Raw genomic sequence first — 16,973 nt, forward strand, 5'->3', positions numbered from 1 at the left:
GAAGGCCGCCAGCGAGCATGTTGACAAGTCCTCCGCACTCTCAGCGTCATCCTCGGGCTTGACCCGAGGATCTAACCACGTCCGATGTGGTGGTTCTTTAGATCCTCGGGTCAAGCCCGAGGATGACGGAGGAGAGGTTTGGGCGTCTGCCGCTTTCAGGACCGGTGACGACAAGCCGCCACCAGTCCCGTCTTTTACATCAGGCCGCGATGAATTCGTTCCAGCGGCGGACCATGTAGCGATCCTCGTCCATCACCGAGTTCCAGCAGGCGACCTTGCCCATGCGCTCCTCGAAGGATCCGCCGTCGCGCACGGCGCCCGCCTTTTCCATGACCTTGCCGTCCGGGGCGATGATGTCGCCCTGCGCCGGTTTGCCTTCGACCCAGTAACCCCACTCGTCGGCGGACATATGCTCTTTTGCCGTTTCCATGGCGGCAGAGTAATAGCCCTGACGGTTGAGATAAGCGCCGACCCAGCCGGACGTGTACCAGTTAATATATTCATAGGCCGCATCGAGTTTTGCGCCCGAAAGGTGCTTGGCAAGCCCAAGACCGCCGCCCCAGGAGCGATAACCTTCCTTCAGCGGCTGGTATTTGCAGGCGATACCCTTGGAGCGGACCGCGGCGACGGCCGGCGACCACATGGACTGGATGATGACTTCGCCTGATGACATGAGGTTCACGCTTTCATCGAAGCTCTTCCAGAAGGCGCGGAACTGGCCGTCCTTCTTCGCCTTGATGAGGAAGTCGATGGTCTTGTCGATCTCCTCCTTGGTCATGTTGCCCTTGTCGGCATATTTGATGTTGCCCATGGCCTCCATGATCATCGCCGCATCCATGATGCCGATGGAGGGAATGTTGAGGATGGAGGTCTTGCCCTTGAACTTGGGGTCCATGATATCGGCCCAGCTGGTGATGTCGCGGCCGACCAGATCGGGGCGAATGCCGAGCGTATCGGCATTGTAGATCGTTGGAACCATTGTGAAATAATCGGTCTCGCCCTTGGCGAACGTCTTGTCGCCGGGCTTTTCGACGAAACCGACGGTGTGCGGGGCGGTGCCCTGCGCCACGACACTATCCGGCTTCAGCTTGCCGTTTTTGAATAGCGGCACGATCTTGTCGTAATATTTCAGCTTCTTGATTTCCATGGGCTGGATGACGCCCGCCGGATAGACCTTCTTCAGGATCCAGTATTCGATATCGGCAATGTCGTAGGAATTCGGCTGGGTCACGGCGCGCTGGGCGGCGGCATCGGAATCCGTAGCCGTCATTTCGAGCGTGATGCCCAGATCGGCCTTGCACTTTTCGGCAATGGCATTGAGGTTCGAAACGCCGGTGCCGAACTGGCGGATGGTGATCGGGTTCTGCGCCCAGATGGTCGGGAAGCCGGTGATGAGGCCGGAGCCGATCGCCGCACCCGTGGCGGCAGCACCCGCCTTGAGAAGGCCACGGCGGGAAAGGCCGGTCTTGATCTTGGAGGTATCGGTCATTTCAAAGTTCTCCTCTGGTTATTATTGGGGTCACTTCTCTACCCGGCCGAGCACGATGGCATCGGCCGCATTCCATGAAAGCGGTATGGCGTCGCCGGTCCTGACCGGCTTTTCAAAAAAGGCGGCATCGCTGAGGATGACGTTGAAATCCTCGATACCCGCGCCGCTGACGGCGATCTTCACGCTCGCACCGCGATATTCGACATTCGAGACGATGCCGGTAAAACCGAAGCCCGGCTGATCCGCCTCCCCCACGCACACGCGGTCGGTGCGGATGGCGATATCGACCGCGCCATCATGAGGGGCGGTGCCGCTGGCCGTGAATGCGCCGCCGCCAGCCACCTCCAGCGTGACGAACTCGCCGGCCTTCTGTTTGAAACGCCCGGAAATGACATTGTGATCGCCCATGAAACGGGCGACGAAAGCGGTGGCCGGGCGCTCAAACACCTCGCGTGGCGTCGCCGCCTGCTCGATGCGGCCGTCATTCATGACGACGATGACATCTGCCAGCGCCATGGCCTCTTCCTGGCTGTGCGTCACGTGAACGAAGGTGATGCCAAGCGAGGTCTGCAGCTTCTTCAACTCGGCGCGCATGCGGATTTTGAGAAAAGGATCGAGCGCCGACAGCGGCTCGTCCAGCAACAATGCCTCGGGATCGGTGATCAAGGCGCGCGCCAGCGCCACACGCTGCTGCTGGCCGCCGGAAAGCTGGGCCGGGCGTCGGCTCGCATAGGGTTCGAGCTGCATCAGCCGCAGCATATCGAGCGCCTTTGCGCGACGCGTCTCCTTGTCCACCCCCTTCATCTTGAGGCTGAAGGCGACATTGTCGATGAGATCGAGATGCGGAAACAGCGCATAGGACTGGAACATCATCGCCGTACCGCGCCGGGCGGGCGGCAGATCGGTGACCACCACATTGCCCAGCCGGACATCGCCGCTGGAAATGCTTTCATGGCCGGCAATCATTCGCAGCGTCGAGGTCTTTCCGCAGCCGGAGGGGCCCAGCAGGCAGCAATAGCTTCCCGCCGGAATCTTGAGACTTATCGCATGCACGGCAGTGGTGTTGCCGTAGATCTTGGAAACGGAAGCGATGTCGATTGCTGCGGCTTTGCTCATGAACACTCTCCTGCGACAACCTTGTCATGCAGGAGACGTGCCAATCCGCTTTGCCATTGATCTAAAAGGCGATTTCAGAACGGCTTGCGGACCCGACCGCTCGGCTGCTCAAATTTGCAGCGATTGTTTTCGATTGACTGTAGAAATTGTATGCGATCTTGCCGGGAGATTTACGCGGCGAGGCTAATCGACATACGCCAAGCAGCAGCGGTCCTAACCGGCCTTGAACCGATCGAACGCCGTCAGATATTTGACCGTCGGATCGGCATCCCAGCGGTAGATTTCAGTCCGGAGGAAATGCAGCTCTTCTTCGAGCCTTTCCTCCGGCAGTTCCACCCACCAGGATTTAGGCCGGCCGTCGGAACCGTCCGACCAGCGGTAGCCGCGCTTTTTCAGGTGATCCTTCATGTCAAACGGGCTGTTTTCCGCGTAAATGCGGACCCGCGACAGCCGGCTTGCCTCATGGAGTTCCGAAAATGGCGTTCCTGTTTGTCCGGGCCGCTCCTGTTCCAGCACTTCCAGCAGCGCAAAACAATCGTCGACGGCGCGGTGGCCATCGTGGAAATAACCGGATTGTCCAATCAGATATCCAAGCTTGGTGCCTTCAAAGCCCCGCGCCCGCCAGTCTATCTCCTTTACGGAACAGGCCCAGGCCTTGTCGCGGAAGATCGGTGAGAAGGTTTCGCAAAAGGGACGGTCGAAGCCGGCATTGTGGGCAATGATCAGATCAGCATCTGTGACTAGGGAGGTCAGCCGGTCGATGTCTATTGCCTGTCCGGCAACCATGTCATCGGTAATACCTGTCAGGCGCGTGATCTCTTCGGGAATGGCAACGCCCGGCTGTCGCAGACCGCCATAGATGCCGGTGACATCGCCGATCATCCCCTGATCGTCGAATGAGAAGGCGATGACGCCGATTTCGATGATCTCACCGGTTCGATGATCAAGGCCGGTCGTCTCGGTATCGAGGATCACGCCTCGGCGGGGGAAACCCGGCCGCGGCCGCTCGATGACCGCGCGGGGCTGCAGCCTGCGCAGGATACGGTAGTTGCCGGTGGATTCGAGATATCCGGCCAGAGCCTCATCGTCAGGAACCGTCTTCTGTGTCGTTTCCCGTCCAGCCGCTTTTCGCTCTTTTTCGGCCTTTGGAAGCCGCGCGGCTGCGGGAGCGAAAAAATCCAACTGGGAGGTCATTATGGTCCTGTCCGCCTTGGCCGGAAATCGAGATTGAGTAGTCCAGCATATGCGCAGAGGCTTAACGTCACAACAGCGGTTACCGTCATCCACAGAAACCGGGTCACATCTGCTGGAAGGGCATGGCCAAAGCACGGTCAAGGGCGCAGCACCACGGCAATCAGCAAAACCATTTTAACATGATTATTCTAGTTAAGTATTGAAATGAGTCGCCGTGCGGGGTATCGCCTCAAACGCAATCCTCAGGTCGGTCATGACGCAACGCGACGACAAATTCCTTTCGGCATTCCTGAAAACGCAGTCGGACATCAAGCGATATCTGACGCGGATGACGGGTTCCCGGGAGGATGCCGAGGATCTTGCCCACGAAGCCTGGATCAAGCTGGCGAGGAACAGTTCGAATGCGTCCGAAGCCCCCGTGCCCTATCTCAAGCGGATTGCAAGGTCGCTTGCAATCGATCACGGGCGCGGCCGCAAGCACCGCGCAACGACCGAACAGATCGAGGATGCCCTTTCAATTCGCGACGAACGGCCGGGACCGGACCAGCAGGTGATCGATCGCGACCAGGTCCGGGAACTCATGCGCGTCATCGGCGAATTGCCGGATCGCCAGCGAAAAATGCTTGTCGCAGCCCGGCTGGAGTTTCGCCCCCATGCCGAGATAGCCGAGGAATTCCATGTCTCGACCCGCACGGTGGAAATGGAAATCAACCGGGCGATCAATTACTGCATGGAGAAAATGGGACATGAGCGGCGCAGATAATTTTCGGATTTCCGGTTGCCAATCGTTAGAGCTAATGAGGTTCATGTGAAATTCCTGCACCAAGGCGCGCTTTTGATAGGGGTTGAGTGTTGAACGACGGATCCGATGCGCTCAGAAGGAAGGCCACATCCTTTATCGTCAGGCTGCACTCCGGCGCGGCAACGGTCGAGGATACGGAGGCGCTCAGCCATTGGCGCAACCTCAGTGCCGACCACGAACGCGCCTTCATCGAGGCATCGGCGCTCTGGCGCAATCTCGGTCCGGCTCTGCAAGCCGAAACGCGCACGCGTGTAGCTGTCACCTCCAGACGGTCTTTCATGATTGGCGGCAGCCTGGCAGCCGGCCTTGCCGGTGTCGCCGTGGCACTGCCGGAACTTGGTTACATGCCGTCCATGGGCGCACTGCTTGCAGATTTTTCAACCGGGGTTGGCGAGCAGCAGAATGTGACCCTGCCGGACGGGTCGACCGCCTTTCTCGATGGTGGCACGGCCCTGTCTCTCGACGGTGAACGGCGGTTCGATCTGACGGCGGGCGCTGCGGTCTTCACCGTCAGGCAGGCATCCGACATGCCATTTGTCGTGAATGCCGGCGCCGGTTATGTCGAGGCCTCCGGCGGCTCGTTCAGCGTGACACACAACGCCAGCGGCGTAACGGTGGAATGCCTGTCCGGCCCGCTTACCGTGCACTGTCTCGGCAATGCGCAGCTCCTTCCCGGCGAGGCAATCGCCTATGCGAGTTCGGGTCTCAGGGAAAAATCCGCAATCGACCTTGAAACCGCCTCCGCCTGGCGGGACGGCCTGCTGGTCTTCAACAACCGCCCCCTCGAAGACATCGTCGCCAGCCTGAACCGGCATCGGCGCGGCAAGATCATCATCACACGTGAAAGCCTGCGGTCCCTGCATGTCTCGGGCGTTTTTCAGCTCGACCGGCCACAGGACATTATCGCCCATCTTGAAGAGACCCTGCATCTGCGGGCTATCGGTGCCGGCGGGATACTTCTTCTCGTCTGAAACCGGTTCAGAACCGCTTCGCTGCAAGAGATTTCGTAGGATCCAAAAAAATATTACCAAAAAACTCCAGAAATCTTTTCGGGTTTCTGCGCCTCGGTCGTCCTCCCTATCAGAGGCCGCATCGTCGCGGCGAAACTGAAGGGGTTACGGGGATGACTTTATTGGCGGCGGGACAAAAATCCGGTAGTCACGCAGCACGCTTGAGGCTGGCGGCATTCTGCGCATCGCTGGCATGCTCCGTCTCTTTTTACGCGCACACCCAGGCTCATGCGCAGGAGCTGCGCCAGTTTTCCATTCCCGCGGGCCCTCTCGACGTGGCCCTGACGCGATTTGGCGCGGCAAGCGGCATACAGATTCTCTACGATGCGTCTTTGACGAAGGGGCTGAAAACCTCCGGCGCGGCCGGTACCCTTCAGCCGCGCGATGCGCTCGGCAAGCTTCTGGACGGCACCGGCCTGAGCTTCCGCTTCACGGCACCCGATCGCGTGACGGTCTCCAACGCATCGCAGGCGCAGGAGGCGACCTCGGCGGACGGTTCGCTCGTGCTGGAAACAATCACCGTCACCGGCAAAAGCGGGCGATACGGCAGCCCCGACGCACCCTACGGAACCGACGCGCCGACGGCCTATATTTCGGGCGAGGACATCGACCGCTTTCGCGGTTCCAGCCCGGCCGACATGTTCCGCGGCACGGCGGGCGTCATGTCCGGTGAGGCGCGCAACGGCGCGGGCGCCATCGACGTCAATATTCGCGGCATGCAGGGAATGGGCCGCGTCGCCACGACGATAGACGGCGCCGAGAATTCCGTGACGGTCTATCAGGGCTATCAGGGCGTCTCGAACCGCACCTATGTCGATCCCGATTTCATCGCCGGCGTCGACATTACCAAGGGGGCAGACGCCGCTTCCTTCGGCAATGCCGGCTCGGTCGCGATGAGGACGGTCAGTGCCGATGACATCGTCAAGGACGGTGAAAAATGGGGCCTCAAGGTCAAAGGCGGTTTTGGCACCAATTCTTCAAGCCCGAAGGATGGCGCGCTGGGCGGCTACAGCTATCAGTCCGGCGTGGGCACCGCGACACCATCTGCCGACGGGATGGATCGCCCCGCCTTCCTCAAGCCGACGACCGGCTCAGGCAGTGTGATCGGTGCCTATAAGGGCGAGGACATCGATGTCGTTGCGGGTTATGCGCATCGTCGTCAGGGCAATTATCACGCCGGCAGCCACGGCCCCGTCGCCTCCCCGAAAAACATTGGCAACACGAAATATTGGGGCGGCATTCTTCCCAACACGATGATCAATGAAGGCCTGGTCAACTATCGCGGGGGTGAGGAAGTCCTCAACACCGAGCTGGAAACGCAATCTCTTCTGGCAAAAGCGACCGCGCGCCTTTCGGACGACCAGACATTCCAGATCGGTTATATGGGATATAGAAGCGAGGCCGGGGACCGGCTTGCCTCGCGGCTGACCTCGAATACCGGACAGGCGCAGCAACAGGAGCAGACGGTCAGCACTAGCCTCGACACGTTCACGGCGAGATACAACTGGAACCCCGAGGATAATGATCTCATCGACTTCAAGTCGAATTTCTACTTCAACCATCTCGAAGTCCGAAATCCCGTGCGCGGCGGGCGAGGACTGACGCCCGAAAAAATCGGCCTGCCATCCGGTTTCCGGGTCGGCACCGACACCAATATGTGGGGCGCGGAAATTACCAACCGCTCGCAATTCAGCTCGGATTACGGTGACCTCGATCTGAACTACGGCATTTCCTACCGGGCCGAGGACACCAATGGCAGCGAGCACGCCGCTGCTCTCGAGGGGTGGCTGACGCCGCGCGATGCCATTCGTCATGAAGGTGCCGCTTTCGCCAAGGCGGCCTATAAGCCCGTTGACTGGCTGACCCTCAATGGCGGCCTGCGATACTCGCATTATTGGCTCAAGGATCGATTTGACCCCTACGAAAAATATCAGGCCCAGGGCAAACCCATCGGCCTGACCGTGGATGACGGGGGTTTCAGCCCTTCTGCCGGCGTGACGGTGGAACCGTTCGACAATACGCAGTTCTACGCCAACTATTCGAATACGCTCAGATCGCCATCCATCATCGAATCCGTCTCCGCCTTCAACAGCGTGATCGCCAATGCCGGCGTCCAGCCGGAACGGTCCAGCAACTGGGAAATCGGCACCAACATCATTCGCGACGGCATTCTGTCCGACGACGATACCGCCATGATCAAGTTCGGTTACTTCAATTGGGACGTGAAGAATTACATCTCGCGCACCGTGGTGACCGAACCGGTGCTGACCCTCAATATCGGCAACATTCCCCGGGCGAAATTTTCAGGTCTCGAACTCTCCGGCCGTTATACCAATGGCGGCTTTTCGGCGGATCTTTCGGCCAATTATTTCCTGAATGTCGAATATTGCCGCACGACCCAGACCTGCGACAGCAAGTCCCTCTACGGCGACTATGCGACCAACCATGTTCAGCCGGAATATACGGTGGACCTGACACTCTCGCAGAAATTCCTCGAGGACCGGCTGACAGTCGGCGGCCGCATCTCCTATGTCGGGCCGCGCGCCATCGGACACGGCGATGTCACGGCGCAGGGCGCCTCCGAATTCATCGCTCTCGTGGACTGGGAACCCTATACGCTGGTCGACCTGTTTACCGAATACAAGATCAACGACAACATGACCGCGAGCCTGCGCGTGGAAAACCTGTTCGATCGTTTCTATGTCGATCCTCTCGGCCTTGTCACACAGCCGGGACCGGGCCGGACGATCTATGCCAGCCTTACGGCAACCATTGGCGGCGGTGAAGCCCTGCCCGGCCTTTCCCCCTTCAGCAGCCCGACGGACAGTTCCTTCGTTCGCGACTGGACCGGCTTTAATGTTGGTGCTCATGCGGGCGGCGATTTCCTGGATGTCACTGGAAATACGACCTCTCTGGATGGAACGTTCAGCGATGCAGCCGCGCGGGAATCTGCCGATTTCAACATGCGAGGCGGCGCATTCGGGCTGCATGCGGGTTATGACCGCCAGCTCGAAAACGGCTTCGTCGTCGGCGTCGAGGCCGATTACACCAAAACCTATCTTCGCGGCATCGAGAAGTTCGCCTCCACGGATGCCACACTGGCGAAAAACGGGCATGTGGACGCAACCACCAGCTACGACATCGACTGGACTGCCGGGTTGCGGGCAAAACTCGGATATGCCGTCAACGACAGGCTGCTGGTTTACTCCACCGCCGGTCTGGCGCTTGCCCGGGAAACCCAATGGCGCGACCAGTATGTCTCAGACAGTGCGAGCGCTACCAACCCCATGGGTTCCGAAACAACGGCGTTCTTCGTCGAGAAGGCCTCCGGCACGCGGACCGGCTTCACCATCGGGCTTGGCGCGGAATATGCCCTGAATGAAAACTGGTCGATCAGGGCGGATTACAGCTACAGCTATTTCCGCGCCAAATCCTTCAAGTTCAAGAATGCCCGCGCCGGCACCGGCAAGGACTACCAGACCAGCGAGCAGACCGGCACCGAGATGATCGACCCCGGTTTGGCCAATGATCCCAATATGGCCTGGCTTTGCGCTATTTACCCGGAAATCTGCGCTCCCTACGAATCGCCGGTTTACGAATATGTCGACCATGCCGGCACTTCGGGAATTGCAAACGGCCGCAATGCCTCGAATTCGATGAACATGCACGCCATCAAGGTCGGGCTGAACTATCGCTTCTGAGCCCCCTTGCAACCTCCTGAGCCGCGTTCCGCCCCCGGACGCGGTTCAGGAGGCCGGACGATTTAGAATATTTTCACAACTGGCGGGATTGCCGATGATCTCGCTCGTCTTGATGGTGGAGGCGGCGTCCGCAGTGATCTTGATGATGCAGTCACGGCGGTGCTCCTTGATCTTCATGCCCTCGGTTTCCGATATCTGCGCCTGGCCATTGACGGTTTTATATTCGCGCCTGTTGCTGAGGCCCGCATAGGTCTCGACATCGACCTTCAGCCAATAGGATTCGGTTGCGCCGTTTTCGATGATGACCTTGTTCGGACGGCCAAGTCTGGCGATGGCGGCATCGCGGGGCTGTCCCACAAAGCCTGCGACGGTGCGGGAAATCTCCGTCTGCCCGGTGGAGGAACAGGCGCTGACGATTGCCAGCGCAGCCGCAAGGCATCCGGTTTCAAGCCATCTCATTTTTAATGCTTCCCCTCGTAAAATGCCTGTGGTCGCACAAGACGCGACCATGGCCCGGGCGCAAATCTAGGGTCGATGGTTTGCCGCTGGAAGGAGGCGCAAACGAAATGCCGATCAACTTGTTATGATCGGCTTAAAATGACAGTCGCCTACCTGTTGCGAAACACGGTGCAGGGAACGCCGGCCTGCCGGATTGCACCGCAAAGCTTATTGGCTTCACCACGTGTTTCGCGGCCGATGCGGGCGGCATAACGCGGGCGCGAACCGAAATTCCCGCCGCGTTGGCGCACGATCAAGGCTCGTTCAGCGTTAAGAGGCTCCGCCAGCTGACCTATCGCGCGGGTGAAAAGCCGGTTTGCCACCGCCGGATTATAATGCGCTGCAAGCTGCACGCCCCAGGGAGCCCAGTCGGCCGAGGAGATCAGCACGGGATCGTTCATGGTGCGGGTATCGGCCAGCTTCAGGCAGGCATCGATGAAGGACCTGTTGTCATCCAGCGCCGGGGCCGCTTTTTCCGGCGGATTGTCCTTCCAGCTTTCCACGGGGTATCCGGTAATCGCAAACACGTAATCCCGGGTTTCCATCGGCAGGCGGCCGGTGGCGATGAATGTCCGCAATCCCGCCTCGCCCGCATTATAGGCCGCCGCCGCGAGACCAAAATTGCCGAATTGCGTCTTCAGCTCCGACAGATAGCGCGAGGATGCCTCAAGCGCGGCGATGATGTTGAAACTGTCTTCAAGGCCGCGCAGCCTGGCGGTTCCCGGCATGAACTGGGCGATGCCCTCGGCGCCCTTCGGGCTGACGGCATCGGCCCGGAACAGGCTTTCCCGCCAGATGAGCCGGGCGAAATAATCCGGCGGAACGGCATGGCGCCCGGCCAGAACCTCCATGGCATGACACAGGTCATTATTGTAGCTGCCGACGCGGATGCACAATTCCGGCGCAACGTCGTGGGCGTAAGCGCAGGACGCCTTTTTCTCTGCCGGCTCTTCCGCCCCGGCTACGCCAAAGGTAATGGCCAGCAGACAGAAGGCAAAAGCCAGGCGGCCTGTCGATATCCCTGCCAAGCGAACGTCCCCGAAAACTCCACACGCGATGTGCCGATTATCAGCCAATCGATACGATATGCCCAGAGCTTCGGCTGTTCTTCAACGGAAGTTTCGGTTTTTCGGTCTTTTCTCGGCCTTTCCTCATTCCTGTGCCTTCTCAAAAATGAGGAGGCCGGGACGTCGGTTCACGAATGTCACGGCCTCAAACTGGACCCACCTATACGCGAAGCGCTCTAAAAGTCCTGCCATTCCTCATGTTTGGCAGCGACTGCAGCCGAACCGCGCCCCGCAAGCGGACGGGAAACGGGACGTCGCGAGCCGATCGGCGCAGTTTGCTGCCCTAAGCTGATGCGCGAAGACGATGCCGATCGCGTCGCGTCATCGAAGCGGAATTGCCCGAGAAGCTCGAACAGGGTCGCCGCTTCCAGTGCAAGGCTATGGCTGGCGGCCGTCTGCTCCTCCACCATCGCGGCATTCTGCTGCGTTCCCTGATCGACAGTGTTGACCGCCTGGTTGATTTCGGCAAGAGCAGTGGACTGTTCACGCGCGGCTTCCACGATCGCCACGACGTTTGTGTTGATATCGCGTACCTGCGCCGCAATCTCCTGCAGGGCGGAGCCCGCTCTGGTGACGAGGCCGACACCGTTTTCCACCTGCGCGCCGGATGCGTTGATAAGGCTCTTGATTTCCTTCGCGGCCGTTGCGGAACGTTGCGCGAGTTCGCGCACCTCCTGCGCGACCACGGCAAACCCCTTGCCCGCCTCACCCGCGCGCGCAGCTTCCACACCTGCATTCAGGGCCAGCAGATTGGTCTGGAAAGCGATCTCGTCAATCACGCCGATGATATGGGAAATCTCGCGCGACGATTTTTCGATCTGGTCCATCGCCCCGATCGCATCCCGCACCACCGCGCCCGAATGTTCGGCATGGTCGCGGGCACGGGTGACGATCTTTCCCGCCTCTTCCGCCCGGCGGCTTGAATCATTGACGGCGGTGGTGATCTCTTCAAGCGCTGCGGCCGTTTCCTCGATCGAGGCGGCCTGTTGCTCCGTGCGTCTGGCAAGATCGTCGGCCGCCGAGCGTATTTCATTCGAGCCGGAAGAAATGGCGCCGGCATTTTCAGAAACCAGCGTCATGGCCTTTTTCAGCTTTTCCGAGGCCGCGTTGAAATCTGTCCGCAGCCTTTCAAGCGAAGGAATGAAGGGTTTGTCGATGCTCTGCGAGAGATCGCCTTCGGCAAGCTCGGTCAGGGACTGTGCGAGTGTCTCGACATTTTCCACGCGGCCGGTCACGTCGGTCGCAAATTTGACCACCTTGAACACCTTGCCGTTCAGATCGAAGATCGGATTATAGGAGGCCTGAATGAAAACCCTGCGGCCACCCTTGCCGAGCCGCATGAATTCATCCGCCACGAGATCACCCCCGGCGAGCCTTTTCCAGAATTGCGCATAGTCGGCAGATTGCGTGTAGGCGGGCTCGCAGAACATCCGATGATGCCTGCCCTGCACTTCCGCCAGCGAATAACCGAGGGCGGCCAGAAAATTCTCGTTGGCCGCCAGCACCTCGCCGCTCGGGGAGAATTCGATGATGGCCTGCGCCCGCGACAGGGCATTGATCTTGCCGGCATCTTCCGCCGCCTTCAGCTCGCGCGCGGTAATATCGGTGGCAATCTTGACCACTTTCACCGGCTTGCCGCGGCGAAACACCGGATTGTAGGAGGCCTCGATCCAGATTTCCCTGCCGCCCTTGCCGATGCGCTTATATTGCCTTTGATCGAACTCGCCTGCCGAAAGCTTTGCCCAGAAGGTCTTGTAGTCCTGCGAAGACACCTCAGCGGGCTCGACAAACATGCTGTGATGCCTGCCGACGATTTCCGAAAGCTCATAACCGAGCGCGCGACAGAAGTTCTCATTGGCGGTGAGAATCTTTCCGGACAGATCAAATTCTATGATGGCTTGAGATTTAGAGAGCGCGGCCATAACCGCGAAAGCATTGGCACCACGATCAAGAAAACTCACGTGCGATCCTCCGATGGCAGCTAAATGGTTTCCGCTGAAATAATTATCGAATACTACGTTTTCCTCATTAAATAATACTTAATGATAAGGTTTATGCTCTCTGTGCGGATTTAATTGCTACCGGCGATCTTCGGGTCGTCCGCTGTTCTTCAGAGGGAATCCTACACAGCCTTCAAGTCACGCGAGTGAAGTAATAATGATGGATATTTGTATCTATACTCCGGATATGAGCGAGTCGAAAAACGCTGTCCTTGACGTTGGGACGGTGGCGCTTGCCAATGTTTGGGGGAACCATGATTGACATCATAGCCGTGCTCGCAGTCTGGGCATATATCGCCGGGTTTCTGCTCTTGACGGCGCGACTGGCGAAACAGATGGGTGAGCCTGTCTGGCTTTTTGCAAAAGGCCGCGAAAGGCAGGCTATCCCTGCCATGCTCTTCCGTCTTGCCTTTCTTCTCGGCGCCATTCTGCCCCTCGGCAGTCTGTGGCTGGGGCCGCAGCAATCCGGCTTTCTTCTAAGCCGCTGCGATCTCGGTTTGGCAATCCGCATTGCCGGTATGGCGATGGTTCTGGCCGGAGGTCTGATCGCGCTTTATGCGCAGCATTACATGGGCAAGTCATGGCGCATCGGCGCGGCTGAAGGTCACCTTGGCGCGATCGTGGATACCGGCCCGTTCAGCCTTTCCAGAAACCCGGTCTTTGTCGGGCAGATCGCGCTGTTTGTTGGGCTGGTCTTGGTGTTCACGACGGTGCTGCAGCTTGCCATCGCCATTGCCCTCGTCATCGCCGTGATGCTGCAGGTAACGATTGAGGAACGGGTGCTGAGCAAGGAACTCGGCCCCTCCTATGACGCCTACCGCCAAAGGGTGAGGCGGTGGTTGTGACGGCGACATGCGGGGCGGCGTCGGCCTGACGCCGCGAGCTGCAGTTCCCTGAAAAATGGCGTTGTTGCCCAACCCCTGGGAACGTTCGCCCGGCAGCTGCATTCTATGCCGAATGGGGGAGCCGACACCGGCCGGTCAATGTCCTTGCCGCTGACAGGCAGGGCGAAAATCAGCTTTCAATTTGGAGGAACACGCCATGAAGAAGAATGTGATCTGTATCTGGTACGACAAGGATGCCGAGGCCGCCGCCAGATTTTATGCCGAGACCTTTCCCGACAGCGCCGTCACCCATGTGTACCGGGCGCCGAGCGACTATCCCTCCGGCAAGGAAGGCGACGTTTTGATGGTGCAGTTCACCGTTGCCGGCGTGCCCTGCATCGGCCTCAATGGCGGACCGACCTTCAAACATAGCGAGGCCTTCTCGTTTCAGATATCGACCGAAGACCAGGAAGAGACCGACCGCTACTGGAACGCCATCGTCGGCAATGGCGGTGAGGAAAGCGCCTGCGGCTGGTGCAAGGACAAGTGGGGCATTTCCTGGCAGATCACCCCGCGCGTGCTGATGGAGGCCATGGCAGCCGGTGGTGCGGAGGCTAAACGAGCCTTCACCGCGATGATGGATATGAAGAAAATCGATGTCGCCGCCATTGAGGCCGCACGCCGCGGTTGACTCCGAGAGACCATTCAGCAGCAAGTAGCGAAATGAACTGCAAGCCGGAATCCCCTGAAAAATAAGGGAAAATTCTCTTTAACGGCTTTTATCGCGCCTGTTTTGCCGCGCAGATATCTCTGCGCGGCCAGTCATCATAAAACGTTCAACAAAATGTAAGCGATCCGTCAAAGACGGCTGTTAGCAGAGCCCGTGGCTTCGTGCTGGGAACATGATGTTCTTGCCGATCATGCCATCCATCCATCAACGGGGCTCAACTCATGAAATCTTCCGCTCTGACCTCTTTTGTGGCCGGCGTCGCCATCGCGGCCGCCTTCGGCGCCACGGCCGCCCACGCAGAAAAGACCAAGTTCGAATTCTGGTACGGCCTTTCGGGCGATCTCGGCGACCGCGTGCAGGATACATGCAAGAAGTTCAACGAATCGCAGGCTGAATTTGAAATCGTCTGCACCTCGCAGAACGACTATGACGCCACGCTGCAGAACACCATCGCCGCCTACCGCGCCAAGAAGCAGCCCGCCATCACCCAGATCTACGACGCCGGCACGCTGGACATGATGCTGTCCAAGGCTTTCGTTCCGGCCAAGAAGCTGATGGCCGACAATGGCTACAAGATCGACTGGAACAACTATTTCCCGGGCATCGCCAATTATTATGCGACGGCCTCGGGTGAGCTGAACTCCTTCCCGTACAATTCCTCCACGGCGATGTTCTACTACAATGTCGACGCCTTCGAGAAAGCCGGCATCACCTTCAAGCCCGACACCTGGGAACAGGTCGAAGAAGCCGCCAGAAAGCTGAAGACCGCCGGTTTCGAATGCCCGCTGGCCTTCAACTTCGACACCTGGATGCTGATGGAGCAGTTCTCCGCCATCCACAACCAGCCGATCGCCACCAAGGGCAACGGCTATCAGGGCCTTGATGCCGAACTGACGATCAACAAGACGAAATTCGTGGATCACGTCAAGTTCTTCAAGAAGATGCAGGACGAGAAGCTGTTCGTCGTCAAGACGAAGCAGCTCGGCATGGACATCCTGCCCGCCTTCACCTCGCAGACCTGCCAGATGTTCATGACCTCCATCGCCAACCACGGCACCGTCGGCAAGACCATGCCGGAAGGCGCAAAGTGGGACGTCGCCATGCTGCCGGTCTGGAAGGGCACCGAACGTCACAATTCGCTCGTGGGCGGCGCTTCGCTCTGGGTCATGGCCGGTCGTCCGGATGCCGAATACAAGGGTGCAGCCGCATTCCTGAACTTCATCGCCCAGCCGGACATGGTTGAATGGTGGTCCACGGTCACGGGCTACATCCCGGTCACCAAGACCGGCTTCGACGCCATGAAGGCCAACGGCTTCTACGACAAGGCTCCCTATAAGGGCCGTGAAAAGGCGATCGAAAGCCTGACGTTTACGCCGCCGTCCGAATATACCCGCGGCATCCGCCTTGGCGGTTTCACGCAGATCCGCAAGGAAGTCGCCACCTCGCTCGAAGCCATCTTCATGCAGAATGCCGACATCCAGGCTGAACTCGACAAGGCTGTCGAGCGCTCAAATGCCGGCCTACGCCGCTTCGAAAAGACCTATGCCGGCGCCAAGCTGAACTAAGCTTCTGCCCGACTTCGAAGGACTTGCCCGTGATGCCTCGCTTCACGGGCAAGTCCGCCCATTTCTCCAGTAATGCCGGTTTTTTCATGGAAAAGCGCGCCGTCTTCAAAAGCACGTGGTTGCCCGTGCTGTTCGCCCTGCCGCAGCTTCTGCTGATCTTCCTGTTCTTCTACTGGCCCGTGGCAGCGGTCATCAACTGGGCGTTCACGCTCGAACCACCCTTCGGCGGCGCGGCAGAGTTCGTCGGTCTCGCCAATTTCGAGGAAACCTTTCTCGATCCGCTTTACTGGCATTCGGTGCTCGTCAGCATGGTCTTTGCCATTGCCGGGCCTGTCTTCACCATCCTGATCGGCCTCGTTCTGGCGCTTTGTGTCGATCGCGCGCTGCCCGGTTCCGGCTTTTTCAGGGTGCTATACATCCTCCCCTATGCCATTGCCGGACCCGCCGCGGGCATGGCCTTCCGCTTCATCCTGTCGCCGGAACGCGGTCTTGCCGCCTCGCTCAACGCCTGGTGGCCGGACATCTGGAACCCGGCCAAATACGGTGAACACGCGCTGATCCTCGTCATCGTCATCTTCATCTGGAAATGGGCGGGCTACACCTTCATCTTCGTGCTCGCCGGCCTACAATCGGTGCCGCGCTCACTGACGGAGGCGGCCGCCATGGACGGCTCCGGCCCCATTCGCCGCGCGATCGACATTCAGGTACCGCTGCTTGCCCCCACTTTGTTCTTCCTCACCGTCATCATGATGACCGAGGGTTTCGTCGGGGCCGATACGTTCGGCATCGTCGCCACCACCACCGAAGGCGGCCCCAACCGCGCCACCGAGGTGATGGTGTACCGCATCGTCAGTGAAGCCTTCGAGGGACTGAATTACTCCGGCGCCTCGGCGCAGAGCATCGTTCTCATCGGCCTCATCATGGTTTTCACCTTCATCCAGTTCCGCTTCGTCGAGCGGCAGGTTCATTACAAGTGA

General features: G+C 59.2%; 13 protein-coding genes. 7 read left to right on the plus strand and 6 right to left on the minus strand.

Annotated features, from left to right (window positions below):
• Positions 1–199 precede the first annotated feature (199 nt).
• The 3 genes from OK142_RS21085 to OK142_RS21095 form a co-directional block, all read right to left on the minus strand.
• Positions 200–1,489, minus strand: a complete 1,290-nt coding sequence (locus tag OK142_RS21085; protein WP_082185933.1) for an ABC transporter substrate-binding protein — start codon at positions 1,487–1,489, stop codon at positions 200–202.
• A 30-nt stretch (positions 1,490–1,519) separates the two neighbouring features.
• Positions 1,520–2,605, minus strand: a complete 1,086-nt coding sequence (locus OK142_RS21090; RefSeq protein WP_498684966.1) for an ABC transporter ATP-binding protein — start codon at positions 2,603–2,605, stop codon at positions 1,520–1,522.
• A gap of 213 nt (positions 2,606–2,818) precedes the next feature.
• On the minus strand, positions 2,819–3,799 hold the full coding sequence (locus tag OK142_RS21095; protein ID WP_498684968.1) for a 3'-5' exonuclease: 981 nt from the start codon (positions 3,797–3,799) through the stop codon (positions 2,819–2,821).
• Between the two features lie 253 nt (positions 3,800–4,052).
• Here OK142_RS21095 and OK142_RS21100 point away from each other — a divergent pair, with 253 nt between their 5' ends.
• The 3 genes from OK142_RS21100 to OK142_RS21110 all read left to right on the plus strand — a co-directional run bounded on the left by OK142_RS21100 (position 4,053) and on the right by OK142_RS21110 (position 9,312).
• Entirely contained in the window at positions 4,053–4,562 is a 510-nt protein-coding gene (locus OK142_RS21100; protein WP_313607675.1) for an RNA polymerase sigma factor, read from the plus strand.
• Between the two features lie 86 nt (positions 4,563–4,648).
• Positions 4,649–5,572, plus strand: a complete 924-nt coding sequence (locus OK142_RS21105) for a FecR family protein (protein ID WP_498684969.1) — start codon at positions 4,649–4,651, stop codon at positions 5,570–5,572.
• A 161-nt stretch (positions 5,573–5,733) separates the two neighbouring features.
• Complete coding sequence (locus tag OK142_RS21110; RefSeq protein ID WP_498684971.1) at positions 5,734–9,312, plus strand: TonB-dependent receptor domain-containing protein; 3,579 nt, start codon at positions 5,734–5,736, stop codon at positions 9,310–9,312.
• Positions 9,313–9,357: 45 nt separating this feature from the next.
• On the opposite strand, the gene OK142_RS21115 is transcribed toward OK142_RS21110, so the two are convergent.
• The 3 genes from OK142_RS21115 to OK142_RS21125 form a co-directional block, all read right to left on the minus strand.
• Entirely contained in the window at positions 9,358–9,771 is a 414-nt protein-coding gene (locus OK142_RS21115) for a hypothetical protein (protein WP_498684972.1), read from the minus strand.
• 149 nt (positions 9,772–9,920) lie between these two features.
• Positions 9,921–10,814: a transglycosylase SLT domain-containing protein gene (locus OK142_RS21120; protein ID WP_498685067.1), complete on the minus strand. Its 894-nt coding sequence runs from the start codon at positions 10,812–10,814 to the stop codon at positions 9,921–9,923.
• A gap of 239 nt (positions 10,815–11,053) precedes the next feature.
• Positions 11,054–12,838, minus strand: a complete 1,785-nt coding sequence (locus OK142_RS21125; protein WP_498684975.1) for a methyl-accepting chemotaxis protein — start codon at positions 12,836–12,838, stop codon at positions 11,054–11,056.
• A 293-nt stretch (positions 12,839–13,131) separates the two neighbouring features.
• Here OK142_RS21125 and OK142_RS21130 point away from each other — a divergent pair, with 293 nt between their 5' ends.
• The 4 genes from OK142_RS21130 to OK142_RS21145 all read left to right on the plus strand — a co-directional run bounded on the left by OK142_RS21130 (position 13,132) and on the right by OK142_RS21145 (position 16,973).
• Complete coding sequence (locus tag OK142_RS21130) at positions 13,132–13,722, plus strand: methyltransferase family protein (protein ID WP_498684976.1); 591 nt, start codon at positions 13,132–13,134, stop codon at positions 13,720–13,722.
• Between the two features lie 196 nt (positions 13,723–13,918).
• Positions 13,919–14,392, plus strand: a complete 474-nt coding sequence (locus OK142_RS21135) for a VOC family protein (RefSeq protein ID WP_035243406.1) — start codon at positions 13,919–13,921, stop codon at positions 14,390–14,392.
• Positions 14,393–14,652: 260 nt separating this feature from the next.
• The gene (locus OK142_RS21140) at positions 14,653–15,996 is read left to right on the plus strand and encodes an extracellular solute-binding protein (RefSeq protein WP_003499749.1); all 1,344 of its coding nucleotides are present in this window, start codon (positions 14,653–14,655) and stop codon (positions 15,994–15,996) included.
• 86 nt (positions 15,997–16,082) lie between these two features.
• Positions 16,083–16,973 (plus strand): carbohydrate ABC transporter permease, encoded by an 891-nt coding sequence (locus OK142_RS21145; RefSeq protein WP_035243448.1) that lies wholly within the window; start codon positions 16,083–16,085, stop codon positions 16,971–16,973.

The sequence above is a fragment of the Agrobacterium sp. BT-220-3 genome, from assembly GCF_025910175.1.
Taxonomy (GTDB): Bacteria; Pseudomonadota; Alphaproteobacteria; order Rhizobiales; family Rhizobiaceae; genus Agrobacterium; species Agrobacterium oryzihabitans.